Origin of the sequence: Streptomyces sp. NPDC006326, from assembly GCF_040612915.1 — a bacterium.
GTDB lineage: Bacteria > Actinomycetota > Actinomycetes > Streptomycetales > Streptomycetaceae > Streptomyces.
Genome location: NZ_JBEXRC010000029.1, coordinates 18,030 through 31,952, shown reverse-complemented (window position 1 = coordinate 31,952; position 13,923 = coordinate 18,030). Strand labels below are relative to the sequence as shown.

Here is a 13,923-nt window from a genome sequence, read left to right as displayed (position 1 = left end):
AGGGGAGCACCCATGTCGATACTGCGTTCACGGGTACCACCTCCTCGTTCTCTCGCACGGCCTCCGGAAACGTAGCAGTGGTCGCCGTGGTCCGCCAACGGTTTTTGCTCGGGCTCCGTGACCGGCCACTCCCGAGGCTGAGATCCCCACGGGAATCGCCATGGCAAGGCCAGTCACCGTTCACTACTGTCACACCGGGAAAGGAAGTGGAGTGGACATGGCATTGGTCAAAAAGGGATCACGGCTGATCACCGTCGACGGCACCCCCTACCGATGGCGCCTGCGCGGCCGACCCACCTACGACCAGGGGCTGGTCCAGTCACCCCTCAGCTACGCGGTCGAGCACGCCGACTCTCCAGGCACCACCTTGGTGATCACCACTGACCAACCGCATCCGAGCAACTGGTTCTGGGCCCAAGGCAGCCCGGTCCTGCCCGCCCAGGTCGCCCACTGCATCCGCACCGCCCTTGCCTGTGGCTGGGCTCCACAAGCGCCGGGCTCACCGTTCCACCTCGACCGTGGCGCACGACGCACCGCGACTGTCTGAGGGCGAGCTCTCTCCCGCGTACCGGGCGCGTGCCTGCTCAAGGGCGGCGTCGAAGTCGCGCTGGGTGTCGGCGCACCAGTGCAGCAGGTCGGCGAGGGCGAGCTGCAGGGTCTCGCCGGGGCTGTGTCGCCAGCCGTCGCCCGACAACGTGTACGTCTCCAAGGCCGCGTTGGCACGCGTCACCGCGGCATCGTGCTGATCCGTCGTCATCGGCCTCGTTCCTCTTCCTCTGGAAGCTGTGGAGCTCGCCAAAAGTATAGTGCGTTGTATATTTACAGTGCATGGTATTTCCAGGCGAGGCGCGGCGCGGGTGCAACGAGCGTGAGCGAGCAGGAGTGGAGGGCAGGAAACGTATGGAGACAGCCTCGGACGGGCTGCGCACGGTGACTGCCGTCCGGTACGTCACCCCGCTGCGGAGCGGCGGCTCCGTCCCCGGCGTCGTGGAGGCCGACGACCTGGGGACGTACGTGGTCAAGTTCACCGGCTCGGCGCAGGGGCGCAAGGCACTCGTCGCCGAGGTCATCGTGGGCGAGCTGGCGCGGCATCTCGGCCTGCGCGTACCCGAGTTGGTGCTCGTGCACTTCGATCCCTCGGTCGCCGCCGAGGAGCCGCACGAGGAAGTGCAGGACCTGCTGCACGCCAGTGCGGGAATCAACCTCGGCATGGACCATCTGCCGGGAGCCGCCGACTTCATTCCGGGTCCACCGGGCCCGCCGGGTACCGCGGTTGTCGATGCGGTGGAGTCCGCCAGGATCCTCTGGCTGGACGCGTTCACCGCGAATGTGGACCGTACGGTGCACAACTCGAACCTCATGATGTGGCCGACCTCCGGCCACCAGGAGCCCCGTCTGTGGCTCATCGACCACGGCGCGGCGCTGGTGTTCCACCACCGGTGGGAGAGCGCGGCGGACGCGGTCGGCAAGGCGTACGACTTCCGGTCGCACGCCCTCGGTTCGCCCGGCCTCGACATGGCCGCGGCGGACGCAGAGCTGGCGCACCGTGTGACGCCGGGCTTGCTACGCCGGGTCCTCGCAGCCGTACCGGACGCATGGCTGGCCGATGAGCCGGGGTTCGCCGCCCCGGACGACGTTCGAGAGGCCTACGTGACCCACCTCGCCTCCCGTGCACGGGTGTCCGCCCGTTGGCTCCCCAAGGACGTGCCATGAACGAAGGGCCGCGGGAAGGGCTGCGGGAACGCAAGAAGCGGCAGACGCGGCAGCGCATCTCCGAGGCGGCCCTCGGGCTGTTCGTGGCGCGGGGCTTCGACAACGTCACCATCGCCGAGGTCGCGGCGGCGGCGGAGGTCTCCGTCAAGACCCTCTACAACTACTTCGAGGCCAAGGAGGACCTCGTCCTGCCACCGCACGAGGCCTCCCCGCAGCGGCTCGCCGACATCGTGCGCGCCCGCAGGCCCGGCGAATCCGCCGTGCGGGCGGTGCTCGACCGCCTTCGGGACGAACTCCGACGCCGAGACCGGAAGGTGGGCCTGAGCGCGGGCTTCGGCCCCGTATTCGAGATGATGCGGGCCGCCCCCACGCTCACCGCCCGCCTGGAAGACCTCGGCCGACAGATGACCGACGCTCTCGCCACGGTCCTGGCCGAGGAGACCGGGGCCCCGCCCCACGACCAGACGCCGCGCGTGGTCGCCGGCCAGATCGGCTGGTTCCACTCGCTGGTCTACAGCGAGATCGGCCGGCGCATCGTGGCGGGCGAGAAGCCCGACACGATCGCCGAGACCCTCCTCGAACTCCTCGACGTCGTCGAGGAGATGCTGGGCGAACGAGCGCTCGGATACGCCGCCCGCGAAGGCTGACGCCGTCGGCACCTCATCGGGCGCCGAGGGCGCTGGCCATAAGAGCTGCACCGGGCGCACGGTGCATGCCGTCGGTATGAACTCGGGCCGAGAGGCAGGCGGAGCTGTGACGGTTGGCCGGCTTCTGCAGCCCCGTGGTCAATCGTGGGTGGGGGTGGGGTGATCCCTTGATGAGACAGCTGCTTCGACGTCGGCGAGTTGGGCGGCGAGGATCTCTTCGAACGCGGCGCGGCGATCCGCCCCGAGGGGACGGACGTCGCGGGCGAAGTGGGCCAGGGCCGGGAAGCGTTCGGGGTCGGCGCCGAGAACCGCCACGCGGAACAGCTCCATGCCCTGTTCGTGCTCTTCGGGGGTGACGGTGCTGAGCCCGGCCTCGGAGGCGATCAACGCGGCGATGAGGACCGCGATCCGGTGGTAGCGCGCCGGGATCTCCTCGTCGGGCAGCCCCGACGCGCGCAGGGCTTGGAGCACCTCTTCCATGACCAGCCGGGAACCGGTGCCGCTTGATGCGTAGCGTCCCCAGACCGCGGCGAGCTGGGGCTGTCGTCCGAAGGCCTCTCTCACATGCAACGCCAGCGCCGTGATGCGCTGCTTCCAGTCACCCTCGGACCGGTAACCGTCCATCGCGGCCAGCAGAATCCGGTCGGCGACCGCGCGCAGCAGTTCGGTCTTGCTGCGGAAGTGCCGGTAGAGGCTGGAGGAATCGGTCCCGAGGGCCACAGCCAGTTTGCGCACGCTGAACGAATCCGCGTCGCTCGTGCGCAGCAGTTCCGCCGCCGCGTCCAGGATCTCGTCGGTTGACCAACGCCTTCTGCCTGCCATCTTGCTCCTCTCGCCGGACCTCAGCCTAACCTATGCACTTGGCGTTGCACGCACCGCGTGCATAATGAGGACATGAGCGTGCCGGGCGGGCCGGCATGCCACTCGTGCCCTGTTGTCCGGGTCAGGCGACCGATGAGGAGCCCACCGGGGAACACGAAAGGACGCATGACGTGAAGAACCCACTGGATGGCGCGGCACTGGACGCGGCCATCGAAAACGTCCACCGCGCCGGGATGCCGGGACTGTTCGCCGAGGTGCGGGACGGCGACCAGGTCTGGCGCGGGGCCGCCGGGGTCGCCGATGTCGTCACCGGCCGCCCCGTCACCGCCGACATGCGCCACCGCGTCGGCAGCATCACCAAAACCTTCACCGCCGCCGCAGTTCTGCAGCAGGTCGAGAGCGGTCAGATCGGTCTCGACACACCGATCGGCCGGTACCTTCCGGAGCTGGTTCCCGGGGAACGCGGTGACTCGATCACGGTCCGGATGCTGATCAACCACACCAGCGGCCTGGCCGAGTACCTGCCGTACGCCTACCCCTCCCTCAAGGCGTACCCCGCCCTCGCGGACACCGGCCCCCAGAGCCTGGACGACCACCGGCTCACGCGGTTCGACCCCATCGAGCTGATCGAGATGGGCGTCACCGCACCTGCCGTCGGAACCCCCGGCGGTACCCCGGGCGTGTACTCCAACACCAACTACCTGCTCCTCGTCCAACTCCTGGAACAGGTGACCGGCACCACGGCCGAGCACTACATCACCCGCAACGTCATCGAGCGCGCCGGGCTCCGGGACACCGAACTGCCCTCCGGACCGTACGTGAACGGGCCGCACTCGCAGCTCTACGAGGCGTGGTTCGGCATGATCGACCCGCCGCGCGACTACAGCGTCTACGACATGTCATGGGTGGGGCCGTCCGCCTCCCTGACATCGACCGTCGCCGACCTCAACCGCTTCTTCGGCATGCTGCTGGCGGGGGAGATCGTCAGTACGTCGTCGCTGGCACAGATGCAACGCACCGTCCCGGTCGTCTCCCAAGAGGGAAAGATCATCGACTACGGCCTCGGCCTGCACACGATGGACAGCCCCGGCGACGAGACCTTCTGGGGCCATGGCGGCACGGTCTGGGGTGGTGGAGCGCTGGCCATGACCCGTGCCGACGGCCAACGGCAGATGTCCGTCGCGGTGAACCTGCAGAGGTGGAACAGGCTCGACTCCTCCGGCAAGCCGCAGCCCCATCCCATCGACGACGCGCTCCTGACCCTGTACCGCGTGGCGATGTACGGCTGACCGGGCAGGAAGTCGGTAGGGCGGAGGACGGCCGCCGTACGGCTCTTGGCCCTGCCACGGCGGCCGGCCCCGCTCCTCGTACGCCGGTGAACTGGCCCTGGTGGCGGTCCTCCTGGCGGATCAACCACGACCGATCGCACACGGGCCACGGCCGAACACGCGCCGGCCGCGTCGCCAGCCTGCCCGGACGACACACGCGGCGGGCCGGCGAAACGCCAGGCCACGGGCGCGGCTCCTTGGGCAAACACGGATCCTCCCCGGCCCAGGGCGGCGTCGCCGTCTGGTCAGCGAGTGGCGTCCTCGGTGACCGGCTTCTTCTCGGCCGCTGGACGTGGTGCCGTGGCGGCAGGGCGCAGCAGAGTGGCGGCGAGGAGGAGAGCAGCGGCCACGACGCACGAACCGATGCGGAAGGCGAACTGGTAGCCGCCCGTGAGTGCTGAGGTGGAGTCGGCGCCGTCGCCCAGCAGGGCATTGGTGTGCGAGGCGGCGAGGGTGCTGAGGGCCGCGAGGCCGAAGGCGCTGCCGATCTGCTGCATGGTGTTGAACATGCCGGAGGCGACCCCCGAGTCCTCGGGCGTGGCCGCTGACATCGCGAGCGTGGCCAGCGACGGCATCGCCAGGCCGAAGCCGATACCGAGCGGTAGCAGTGCGGGCAGGACGTCCACGAGGTAACTTCCGTCTGCCGGTACGCGGCTGAGGACGGCGAGGCCCGTCGTGATCAGGAAGAGTCCCGGAAGGAGTACGCCACGGGGGCCGAAGCGTGAGATCAGCCTGGGTGAGAAACCGAGCGACAGTGCGCCTATCGCGACCGAGACCGGGAAGATGCCGAGGCCGGTGTGGACCTCGTCGAAACCGAGCACCTTCTGCAGGTAAAGCACGCACAGGAACTGGAAGCTGAACATCCCGGCCACCATGAGGGCCTGGATGCCCATCGCTCCGGAGACGTTGCGCGAGCGGAACACGCGCAGCGGCAGGAGCGGGTGACTCGCCCTCGCCTGACGGGTGACGAATGCCAGGAGCAGGGCAAGCGCCGCGGCGCCGAAGCCCAGCGTGTGCGCGGATGCCCAGCCGTAGCCGGTGGTCTCGACAATCGTGTAGACACCGACCATCAGTGCCCAGGTGACCAGGAGCGCGCCCACGGCATCGACCCCCTTGCCGAGGCCGACACCGTGCTCGGGCCCGAGTATGCGCCCGGCCGACAATGCGGCCACGAGCCCGATCGGAACGTTGACGAAGAAGATCCAGTGCCAGCTGATGGCCTGCGTCAGGACGCCACCGGCCAGGAGGCCCAACGAGCCACCGGCGGACTGGACGAAGCTGTAGACGCCGATGGCCTTGGCCCGTTCCTTCGGCTGCGGGAACAGCGTCACGACCATGCCGAGGGTGACGGCGGAGGTCACCGCGCCACCGATGCCCTGGACGAACCGGGACGCGAGCAGCGTTGCCGAATCCTGCGACACCCCGCACAGCAGCGAGGCGGTCGTGAAAATGCTCAAGCCGGTGATGAAGATGCGTCTGCGCCCCATCAGGTCGCCGAGCCGACCGGAGAGCAGGAGCAGACCGCCGAAGGGGACCAGATAGACGTTGACCACCCAGGCCAGGCTCGACGAGGAGAAGCCGAGGTCTTGCTGGATGGCCGGCAACGCCACGTTCACGATGGTCCCGTCGAGGATGACCATCAACTGACCGGCGCAGAGCACGGCCAAGGCCGCCCAACGGGAGGTCGGCGCTGAGGAGACGGTTCTGGGCACGAGGCCCCCTTCCCAATGGTGCACGACTTGTTACAGCCGTCATCTTCTGTAACCATGACGCGCACCGGAAGGAGGCACTTTCGTGTCACACCGTCACACCGATGTGTCCGACCAGGTCAGCAACGAGGCGTGCCCGCTCACCGAGGTCCTCGACCATGTCGCGGGAAAGTGGAGCATCGGAATCCTCGTCGCCGCCGCGAACGGGCCGGTCCGGTTCACCGAGTTGGAGCGCGCCATCACGGGCATCAGTCGACGCATGCTCACCTTGAACCTGCGCAAGCTGGAACGCGACGGCCTGCTCATCCGGACCGTCTACCCCACTGTGCCGCCCAAGGTGGAATACAGCCTCACGCCCATGGCCCGCGAACTCCACGCGACCCTCACCGGGCTCGTCGGCTGGGCAGAACGCCACCGCGCCGACATCACCACCGCCCGCGCCACCTACGACGCCGCCGCATCAACTCCCTGACGCCTGCGTGCCGTCAGGGAGCGATATCCGGGCGCGCGCGACCGCGGTGGCCGACCGCCCCACGGGGCGGGTGTGCCCCGAGGAGCACGCCTGACGCAAATCCCTGCCGACGCCATTCTCTGATCTCGATGTCGGTTCTACGCTGATGTCGTGGCAGGCAGGGGTGAGGGTTCAGGTCCAGATCCTCGAAGCGTGATGCGGTGGTCGCTGAGCCTGCACGTTGCCGTTGTGCTGCTGCTGTCCGCCTTCACAGTCGGCATTGTCGCGGCAGTGCTCTGGCTGCTTCTGGGTGCGCCTCGACTGCACGTCACCGGACCGCTCAAGCCCGGAGACATGTACGACGGCATCAAGATCGCCCTGGCGATCGTCGCCGGAGCCGGCGGTGTCGTCGCTCTTGTCGTCAGCTACCGGCGCCAGCACCTCAACGAGGTGAGTGAGGAGCGCGAGCACGGCAAATTTTTCACCGACCGCTTCGGGGCCGCAGCCGATCAGCTCGGAGCGGATCAACCAGCGGCCCGGATGGCGGGTGCGTATGCCATGGCCCGGCTCGCCGACGAGTGGCGTCAGGAGCGTCAGACCTGCATCGACGTGCTGTGCGGCTACCTCAGGATGCCCCATGCGCCCGATCCTCCGGCTGACGAGCCGGCCTGCACCGCCTGGCAACGCGAACGCGAGATACGCAAGACCGTCCTCCGGCTCATCTGCGCCCATCTGCGGGACGACTCACCCGAATCCTGGCAGGGGTACGACCTCGACTTCACCGGCGCCGTGGTCGACGAGGCGGACTTCCGCGGCGCCCGCTTCACCGGCGGCGACATCATCTTCATCAAGGCGCTCTTCGTTGGCCATGACCGCGAGCAGGTGATCTTCGACGAGGTCGAATTCGCCGACGGGAGTTACGCCTACTTCCGTCTCGCGGAGTTCCGCAGCGGCTCCGTCCGCTTCGACCGGGCCGTCTTCAGCGGTGGCTGGGTCACCTTCGACAGCGCCCGATTCACCGGCGCCCGCGTGAACTTCCGTGATGCCGCCTTCAGCGCGGGAGAAATCCGCTTCGAGGACGCGGAGTTCTCCGCCGGTCTCGTTGACTTCACCGGCTCCACCTTCACCGGCACCCTCGTGGACTTCGGCGAGCACCGCCTGGAGAACCTGCACGTCACAGCCCCGTCGGCCCGCTTCACCGGCGGCACCGTCGATCTTTCCCGTACCGCGGCGTTCACCCACCCCCCGCGCTTCGGCCTGCGAACAGCGCCTGAAGGTCTCCTGCTACCACCCGGTACCCAGCTCTCCGACCTGTCCTGACAGCGCCGACGCTCGATCGTCCGCCGGCTCACCAGACCCACCGCACGGTCGAGCACCTGGCCGACCCCCTCGGCCGGCCTCAGCCCACCGCCCTCTTCACGAGGGCGCTGATGCGCTGTTCATCGGGCGCGGTCAGCTCCTTCAGGGCGAAGGAGGTCGCCCACATCGCACCGTCGTCGAGGGCCGCCTGGTCGCTGAAGCCGAGCATGGCGTACCTGGACTTGAACTTTTCCGCGCTCTGGAAGTGGCACACGACCTTGCCGTCCCAGGCGTACGCGGGCATCCCGTACCAGAGCTTGGGCGCGAGGTCCGGAGCGGCGGCAGCGCTTTTCCTCTCGTGCAAGGTGAGACAGGGCGGTGTGCAGGAGTGTGGGGTCCAGAGCCAGGACGGCGGGGGAGGCTAAGCGGTGGCCTCCCAGGCGAAGCCGTCCGGGTCGGTGAAGGTGTCGGCGGTGCTGCCGAGGACGATGTGGTGCGAGCCGGTGCCGTCGGCGGGGACGCCGAGGTCCTTGGCCAGGGCACGGCGCTTGTACAGCGCCAGCTTGACGCGGCCGGCGGTGCCGGGGGCGAACTCGGCGTACTTGCCGCCGAAGCTCTTGGCCACGGCCAGTCCCCTGCCGACGTAGAACTGCTTGGTGGCCTTCACGTTCTCGACGCCGAGCAGGAGGACGAACTCGTCGATCTCACGCGTGGCGGGGCCGGTGTCCTTCTTCGCCGAGGTCGCGATCTTCCAGATCGTCCCGTCCGGGGCCTGGATGACGCCGCCGTAACCCCACAGCGACTTCGCGGCGGGCTTCAGCACGGTGGCGCCGGCGTCCACGGCGGCTGCGACGAAGCCGTCGACGGTGGCGGGCCCGGACACCGTCAGCGCCAGGGTGAAGCCGCGGAAACCGGTGGAACGGGCCTCGGAGGCCCGCAGGCGTACGTACGCGTCCACACCGAAGGCGGTGTAGAAGCGGCGGGCGGCCTCAGGATCGGCCACCTCAAGGGTGACGGACGCGAGGGACGTGTGGGCTGCGGTGGAAGTGGTGATTGCCATGACCATCACGCTAGGGGCTGCACCGTCGCCGGGGCTTCTCGATTCCTGACCGGTCTTGCCACCTGCTTCGCCACACGCGCCGGCACCACCTCCACCCTGGCCGCCCCGCCGCAGCAGCGCCGTCGCGCGCTCGGGCTCGACCAGCAGTTTTACGGCTGGACGCGGGGGACAGGCCCAGTGATCACACCCCAGGGCCCCCGCTGCCCCGCTCGACCGGGATCCACAGCTGGGAGTCGGTCTCCGCGCCGATCTCCACCGGCCGCGTCCGCAAGAGCTCCGGACCTTGCCGGCTCACGTACGGGTTCGAGGGGAACCACTGCGTGAACACATCTCGCCACAGCTGCTGGAGGGCGCTCGGATAGGGCCCGCGGTTGTCGAAGACCGCCCAGGTCCCGGCCGGCACGTCAAGGGCGTCCAACTCCTCGGCGGCCGCCTCGGGGCCCGTCACCACGCCGATCCAGTAGTCGACCTCGGCGCCCTCTTCCCGGCTGTCTGTCAGGTACACCGCCGCCGACAGGATCCCCTCCGGCTCACGGCCGGCCAGCTCCTTCAGCCGTACGATCGCCTGCCCGTCCAGGCTCTCCACCTGCGCCGCAGCGGCCGCGTTGACCCCGTCGTGTACGAGCGGGACCCGGCCCTTCCTGCCGACGATCCGAAAGGATTCCTTCTCCACGATCCGGTACCGCATGGCCGCGCTTCCTTCGACGACGACACGGAAGGACATGCGCGGCTGCGCCGTGAGCACCGCACCCGTACGCCGCGCCTCGCCCGGCCCGATGCCGTGCACCGACCGGAACGCCCGGGCGAACGCCTCGCCCGAGCCGTACCCGTACCGCACCGCGACATCCAGCAGCGTCAGCTCCCCGGCCAGCACCTCGGCCCCGGCGAGCGTCATCCGTCGGCGCCGCACGTACACCGGGAGCGGCATCCCGGCGAGCGCGGAGAACAGCCGCCGGAAGTGGTACTCCGACACCGCGGCGATCCGGGCCACCTCGGCCATGTCGACGTCACCGTCGAGGCAGGCGTCCAGGTGGTCCAGCGCCTGATTCATCCGCTCCAGCATGCTCTCCGTCCTTCTTTCTTGTGTCTCGCCGTCAGACCGCCTCGCTGGAGCAGAGAAGATGTGATCGCGCCCCGCCCGACAAAACCAGTGCGGACATTGTCGGGCAGGAAGTCATGGGCGCACCTGAGGCTTACGCCCATGACAGACATCAAGGGATTTTGTGATCCGCGGTTTGCCGCAGTCCGTGCGGCCCTCGCAGCTTCGCTCGGCAAGGACGACGTGGGTGCTTCGGCGGCCGTCTCCATCGACGGCGAGCCGGTGGTCGACATCTGGGGCGGGTACGCCGATGCGGACCGCTCCGTCAGCTGGGAGCGCGACACCCTCACCGGCGTGAACTCGGTGACCAAGAACATGACCGCCCTGTGCGCGCTGATACTGGCCGATCGGGGCGAGCTCGATCTGTCTGCGCCGGTCGCCGCCTACTGGCCCGAGTTCGCCGCGGCCGGTAAGGAGAACGTGCTGGTACGGCACGTGTTGTCACACACGGCGGGGCTGCCGGACCTGTCCGGGCCGAGGACGGTCGAGGAGCTCTACGACTGGGACGGCGTGACGGCAGGGCTGGCCGCGCAGGCGCCCGAATGGGAGCCGGGGACAGCCGCCGGCTATCACGCGCTCACCTTCGGCTTCCTCGTGGGCGAGATCGTCCGCCGCATCACCGGCCGCAGTCTTGGCGAGTTCTTCGCCGACGAGGTGGCCACACCGCTGGGCGCAGACTTCCACATCGGGCTCTCCACCGAGCATGACCACCGCGTCGCACCGCTCATCCCACCGCCGTCACTGACCGACGAGTACGCCGCCAGCGCACCACTGAGACCGGATGGCACACGCCGGGAGAGCACCGGCGCCGCGATCCGGGTCAAGGACGCCAACTCCGTGCCCTGGCGCCGTACGCAGAACCCGGCGGTGAACGGCTTCGGCAACGCTCGCTCTGTCGCCCTTGTCCAGTCGGTACTGGCGAACCGGGGTTCGGCCGGCGGCGTGCGACTGCTGTCCCCCCAGGGTTGCGAGCCCGCGTGGCAGGAAGTGTTCCGCGGTGACGACCGCGTGCTGGGGACCCCGATGTCCTGGACCGCGGGCTTCGGTAAGTTCGGCAACACCTTCGGCTGGGGCGGCTGGGGCGGCTCGCTGGTCGTGAACGATCCCGATTCACGCATGACGGTCGCCTATGTCATGAACCAGATGATCGACCGGGACCGGCAGGAGGACAACCGAGGCATGGAGATCGTGATGGCCGCCTACAGCGGCCTGCACTGACAGAGCAGCGGGGGCAGTACGACCATCAACGAAGTGTGACGCAGACCTTCCCGCCGACGCCGCGCCTGAACGCGTTCAACACCTGGGCCCGACGCGCCCGCGCTCGGAAGGCCATTGGTTCACGCGCGGCCCCCGGCGGGTCTGAACGTCTCGGTCCGGCTGGACGGCGTCGACCCCGCGCTCGGCGTCACCCTATGATTCCGACGCCCCATCGCACCTCGAACACACTTACCCGGTACGGGGGAGTGGTGGCGTCCGGAACCCATTCCGGAACGGCGCCGTCTCCCGACGAGTTCGGAGGTTCCGTTGAGCACATCCCTGCGTATCCCGCGCCGTCTGGCCGCGCTCACCCTCGGCCTTGCGGCCCTGTTGACCGTGCCGATGGGTCAGGGTGTCGCGGCCGCCGCCGCCCAGCCCGGCGCCCCGGCGGTCCGGGAGGTGGCTGCCGCCCCGGTGGTGGCGAATCCCGGCACCCAGGTCAGCCTCCAGTACGACTCCGCCTACCTCCAGATGTCAGCCACCGGGGGCGTGAAGCCGTACACCTGGTCGGCCGTCAACCTGCCGGTGGGCGCCACGATCAACTCCTCGACCGGGCTCATCACCGGTCTCCTGCGCGGCAGTGGCAGCCGGACCGTGACCGTCGTCGCCAAGGACGCGACCGGCGCTTCGGGCAGCACCGTCTTCACCTGGCGCGTGATCCGCGACGCCTGCCCGCTCTGCTGATCCACCGACGCCCGGCGCCCCGCCGGGCCGGGCCCGCAGACGCCGCTTCGGCCAGTCGCAGTGCCTTGCACTGACCGTATCGAGTGGCGGAGGCAGGGCCTCGCAGGCGTGAGAGCCGGCGCCGTAGGCCGCGGCCGCTCCCCGCCCGGCCGTGCGTTCCCGGACTTCACGGGCCCTGTCGGCCTCCCCTCCCGCACCGCCACGGCGGGCCGGCCTCTTCGGAGGCCGGCCCGTTTCCGTTGTGCGGAATTCGGCCAGCGCGTACCCCCGGCGGGCTGTTGGCCGTATCGCGGCCTTCTCAGGCCGTGCAGCGCGTGGTGGCATGTGCATGCCGAAATTCGCGGCGACTCCGATTGAATGGAGAAACGCATGGTGCTGCGCAAACTGACCGTCGGCGCGGCGGTTGCGGTGTTGTCCGCATTGGCCTTGCCCGCGCAGGCCGATACGGCGACTTATCCGCCCGGGAGAATCACGGTCGACGTGGTCGGCGTCAACGGTTCGGGGTGCCCGCAGGGCACCGCGAGCGTCGCGGCCGCCTCCGACAACACCGCCTTCACCGTCACGTACAGCAACTACCTCGCCCAGGCGGGCGCCGGCTCCAGCGGGACCGACTTCCGCAAGAACTGCCAGCTCGCCCTGCAGATCCACGTGCCGCAGGGCTTCACGTACGCCATCGCCCGCGCCGACTACCGCGGATTCGCCCACCTCCAGCGCGGGGCGTACGGCCAGGAGCGCGCCAACTACTACTTCCAGGGCATGGCGCAGACGGCCCGCACGACCCACCAGTTCAACGGCCCGTACTCCGACAACTGGCAAGCCAGTGACCAGACCGAGTACGCCGACCTGGTCTGGGCGCCCTGCGGCGAGGAGCGGAACCTCAACGTCAACAGCGAGCTGCGCGTCTACGCGGGAACCTCCAGCCCACAGGCCCTGAGCTTCATGAGCATGGACTCCACCGACGGAAGCGTCAGCACCGTCTACCACTTCGCCTGGAAGGAATGTCCCGGGGCCTGAGACGGCGTGAGCGCAGGAACCACCCACCACGGTCAGGAGCGACAACGATGTCCCCTTCCCTGTCCCGCACCCTCTTCACCGGCGCCGCAGCCGCCGCACTGATCGCGACGGCGACCCCGGGAGCCGCAGCCACGGGCCACACCCCGCAGATCACCGCACCCCCCGACAAGATCGTGATCGAGCTCGCCACGGTGAACGGATCCGGCTGCCGCGAGGACACCGCCCAAGTCGCGGTCGCGCCCGACAACACCGCCTTCACCGTCACCTACAGTGAGTACCTCGCGCAGGTCGGACCCGGTGCGCCGCCGACCTCATTCCGCAAGAACTGCCAGCTCAATCTGCGCGTTCACGTTCCTTCGGGATTCACCTACGCGATCGTCCAGGCGGATTACCGTGGATTCGCATTTCTGCAGCCGGGTGCGTGGGGGCAGGAGCGGGCGAACTACTACTTCCAGGGAATGCCCCAGACCACCCAGCGCACCCACCAGTTCAACGGCCCGCACAATGACAACTGGCAGGCGACCGACAAGACCGAGTACGCGGATCTCGTCTGGGCGCCGTGCGGCGAAAAGCGCAACTTCAACATCAACACCGAACTGCGGGTCAATGCCGGCACATCCAACCCGCAGGCCGTGACCAGCTTCATGACGATGGACTCCACCGACACCAGCGTCAGCACCCTCTACCACCTCGCCTGGCAGGTGTGCCCCAACCCCTGACCCCCCGTCAACAACGGTCGACCACCGTCAACGACCGTCGACCACCGGGCAGCCCCGGGCCGTGGAGGCCGGGGCTGTCCCCCCGAACCGCCTCGGCGGATCGTCGCTCTGTACCTACTGG

Annotated in this window: 14 protein-coding genes and 1 pseudogene; 9 read left to right on the top strand and 6 right to left on the bottom strand. The window is 68.9% G+C overall.

The annotated features are described in order from the left end of the window. Positions 1-499: 499 nt before the first annotated feature. On the bottom strand, positions 500-757 hold the full coding sequence (locus ABZ128_RS22205; protein WP_356850505.1) for a hypothetical protein: 258 nt from the start codon (positions 755-757) through the stop codon (positions 500-502). A 143-nt stretch (positions 758-900) separates the two neighbouring features. Between ABZ128_RS22205 and ABZ128_RS22200 the strand changes: the two genes are divergently transcribed. Further along, entirely contained in the window at positions 901-1,713 is an 813-nt protein-coding gene (locus ABZ128_RS22200; protein WP_356850504.1) for a HipA family kinase, read from the top strand. After that, positions 1,710-2,360, top strand: coding sequence for a TetR/AcrR family transcriptional regulator (locus ABZ128_RS22195; RefSeq protein WP_356850503.1), 651 nt, complete (start codon positions 1,710-1,712; stop codon positions 2,358-2,360). Before ABZ128_RS22200 ends, ABZ128_RS22195 begins: the two co-directional genes overlap by 4 nt. A gap of 138 nt (positions 2,361-2,498) precedes the next feature. Here ABZ128_RS22195 and ABZ128_RS22190 read toward each other — a convergent pair whose 3' ends face one another. Beyond that, on the bottom strand, positions 2,499-3,182 hold the full coding sequence (locus ABZ128_RS22190) for a TetR/AcrR family transcriptional regulator (protein WP_356850502.1): 684 nt from the start codon (positions 3,180-3,182) through the stop codon (positions 2,499-2,501). Positions 3,183-3,352: 170 nt separating this feature from the next. Between ABZ128_RS22190 and ABZ128_RS22185 the strand changes: the two genes are divergently transcribed. Next, positions 3,353-4,471 (top strand): serine hydrolase domain-containing protein, encoded by a 1,119-nt coding sequence (locus ABZ128_RS22185; protein WP_356850501.1) that lies wholly within the window; start codon positions 3,353-3,355, stop codon positions 4,469-4,471. A gap of 284 nt (positions 4,472-4,755) precedes the next feature. On the opposite strand, the gene ABZ128_RS22180 is transcribed toward ABZ128_RS22185, so the two are convergent. Then, positions 4,756-6,150, bottom strand: a complete 1,395-nt coding sequence (locus ABZ128_RS22180; protein WP_356850567.1) for an MFS transporter — start codon at positions 6,148-6,150, stop codon at positions 4,756-4,758. Between the two features lie 154 nt (positions 6,151-6,304). On the opposite strand from ABZ128_RS22180, the gene ABZ128_RS22175 reads away from it, so the two are divergent. Together ABZ128_RS22175 and ABZ128_RS22170 are read left to right on the top strand one after the other, a co-directional pair. Next, a complete protein-coding gene (locus tag ABZ128_RS22175; protein WP_356850500.1) occupies positions 6,305-6,691 on the top strand; it encodes a helix-turn-helix domain-containing protein in 387 nt (128 codons plus the stop codon). Between the two features lie 270 nt (positions 6,692-6,961). Further along, positions 6,962-7,990, top strand: coding sequence for a hypothetical protein (locus tag ABZ128_RS22170; protein WP_356850499.1), 1,029 nt, complete (start codon positions 6,962-6,964; stop codon positions 7,988-7,990). Between the two features lie 79 nt (positions 7,991-8,069). On the opposite strand, the pseudogene ABZ128_RS22165 reads toward ABZ128_RS22170, so the two are convergent. From ABZ128_RS22165 to ABZ128_RS22155, 3 genes and pseudogenes are all read right to left on the bottom strand, one after another. Next, positions 8,070-8,309, bottom strand: a pseudogene (locus tag ABZ128_RS22165) (hypothetical protein); the annotation flags it as partial. An 81-nt stretch (positions 8,310-8,390) separates the two neighbouring features. Next, positions 8,391-9,035, bottom strand: coding sequence for a glyoxalase (locus ABZ128_RS22160; protein WP_356850498.1), 645 nt, complete (start codon positions 9,033-9,035; stop codon positions 8,391-8,393). A 175-nt stretch (positions 9,036-9,210) separates the two neighbouring features. Beyond that, the gene (locus tag ABZ128_RS22155; protein WP_356850497.1) at positions 9,211-10,092 is read right to left on the bottom strand and encodes an AraC family transcriptional regulator; all 882 of its coding nucleotides are present in this window, start codon (positions 10,090-10,092) and stop codon (positions 9,211-9,213) included. Positions 10,093-10,230: 138 nt separating this feature from the next. Here ABZ128_RS22155 and ABZ128_RS22150 point away from each other — a divergent pair, with 138 nt between their 5' ends. The 4 genes from ABZ128_RS22150 to ABZ128_RS22135 all read left to right on the top strand — a co-directional run bounded on the left by ABZ128_RS22150 (position 10,231) and on the right by ABZ128_RS22135 (position 13,802). Continuing rightward, on the top strand, positions 10,231-11,346 hold the full coding sequence (locus ABZ128_RS22150) for a serine hydrolase domain-containing protein (RefSeq protein ID WP_356850566.1): 1,116 nt from the start codon (positions 10,231-10,233) through the stop codon (positions 11,344-11,346). 306 nt (positions 11,347-11,652) lie between these two features. Next, positions 11,653-12,069, top strand: coding sequence for an Ig domain-containing protein (locus tag ABZ128_RS22145; protein ID WP_356850496.1), 417 nt, complete (start codon positions 11,653-11,655; stop codon positions 12,067-12,069). A 369-nt stretch (positions 12,070-12,438) separates the two neighbouring features. Beyond that, positions 12,439-13,083 (top strand): DUF4360 domain-containing protein, encoded by a 645-nt coding sequence (locus ABZ128_RS22140; protein WP_356850495.1) that lies wholly within the window; start codon positions 12,439-12,441, stop codon positions 13,081-13,083. A 47-nt stretch (positions 13,084-13,130) separates the two neighbouring features. Then, entirely contained in the window at positions 13,131-13,802 is a 672-nt protein-coding gene (locus ABZ128_RS22135; RefSeq protein WP_356850494.1) for a DUF4360 domain-containing protein, read from the top strand. Positions 13,803-13,923: the final 121 nt, after the last annotated feature.

Bases quoted from the DNA above. Each gene is read 5' to 3' on its own strand.
- ABZ128_RS22135 (WP_356850494.1), top strand. From the start codon at position 13,131: ATGTCCCCTTCCCTGTCCCGCACCCTCTTCACCGGCGCCGCAGCCGCC.
- ABZ128_RS22180 (WP_356850567.1), bottom strand. From the start codon at position 6,150: ATGGTCATCCTCGACGGGACCATCGTGAACGTGGCGTTGCCGGCCATC.
- ABZ128_RS22200 (WP_356850504.1), top strand. From the start codon at position 901: ATGGAGACAGCCTCGGACGGGCTGCGCACGGTGACTGCCGTCCGGTAC.
- ABZ128_RS22205 (WP_356850505.1), bottom strand. From the start codon at position 757: ATGACGACGGATCAGCACGATGCCGCGGTGACGCGTGCCAACGCGGCC.
- ABZ128_RS22155 (WP_356850497.1), bottom strand. From the start codon at position 10,092: ATGCTGGAGCGGATGAATCAGGCGCTGGACCACCTGGACGCCTGCCTC.
- ABZ128_RS22140 (WP_356850495.1), top strand. From the start codon at position 12,439: ATGGTGCTGCGCAAACTGACCGTCGGCGCGGCGGTTGCGGTGTTGTCC.
- ABZ128_RS22195 (WP_356850503.1), top strand. From the start codon at position 1,710: ATGAACGAAGGGCCGCGGGAAGGGCTGCGGGAACGCAAGAAGCGGCAG.
- ABZ128_RS22190 (WP_356850502.1), bottom strand. From the start codon at position 3,182: ATGGCAGGCAGAAGGCGTTGGTCAACCGACGAGATCCTGGACGCGGCG.
- ABZ128_RS22150 (WP_356850566.1), top strand. From the start codon at position 10,231: ATGACAGACATCAAGGGATTTTGTGATCCGCGGTTTGCCGCAGTCCGT.
- ABZ128_RS22160 (WP_356850498.1), bottom strand. From the start codon at position 9,035: ATGGTCATGGCAATCACCACTTCCACCGCAGCCCACACGTCCCTCGCG.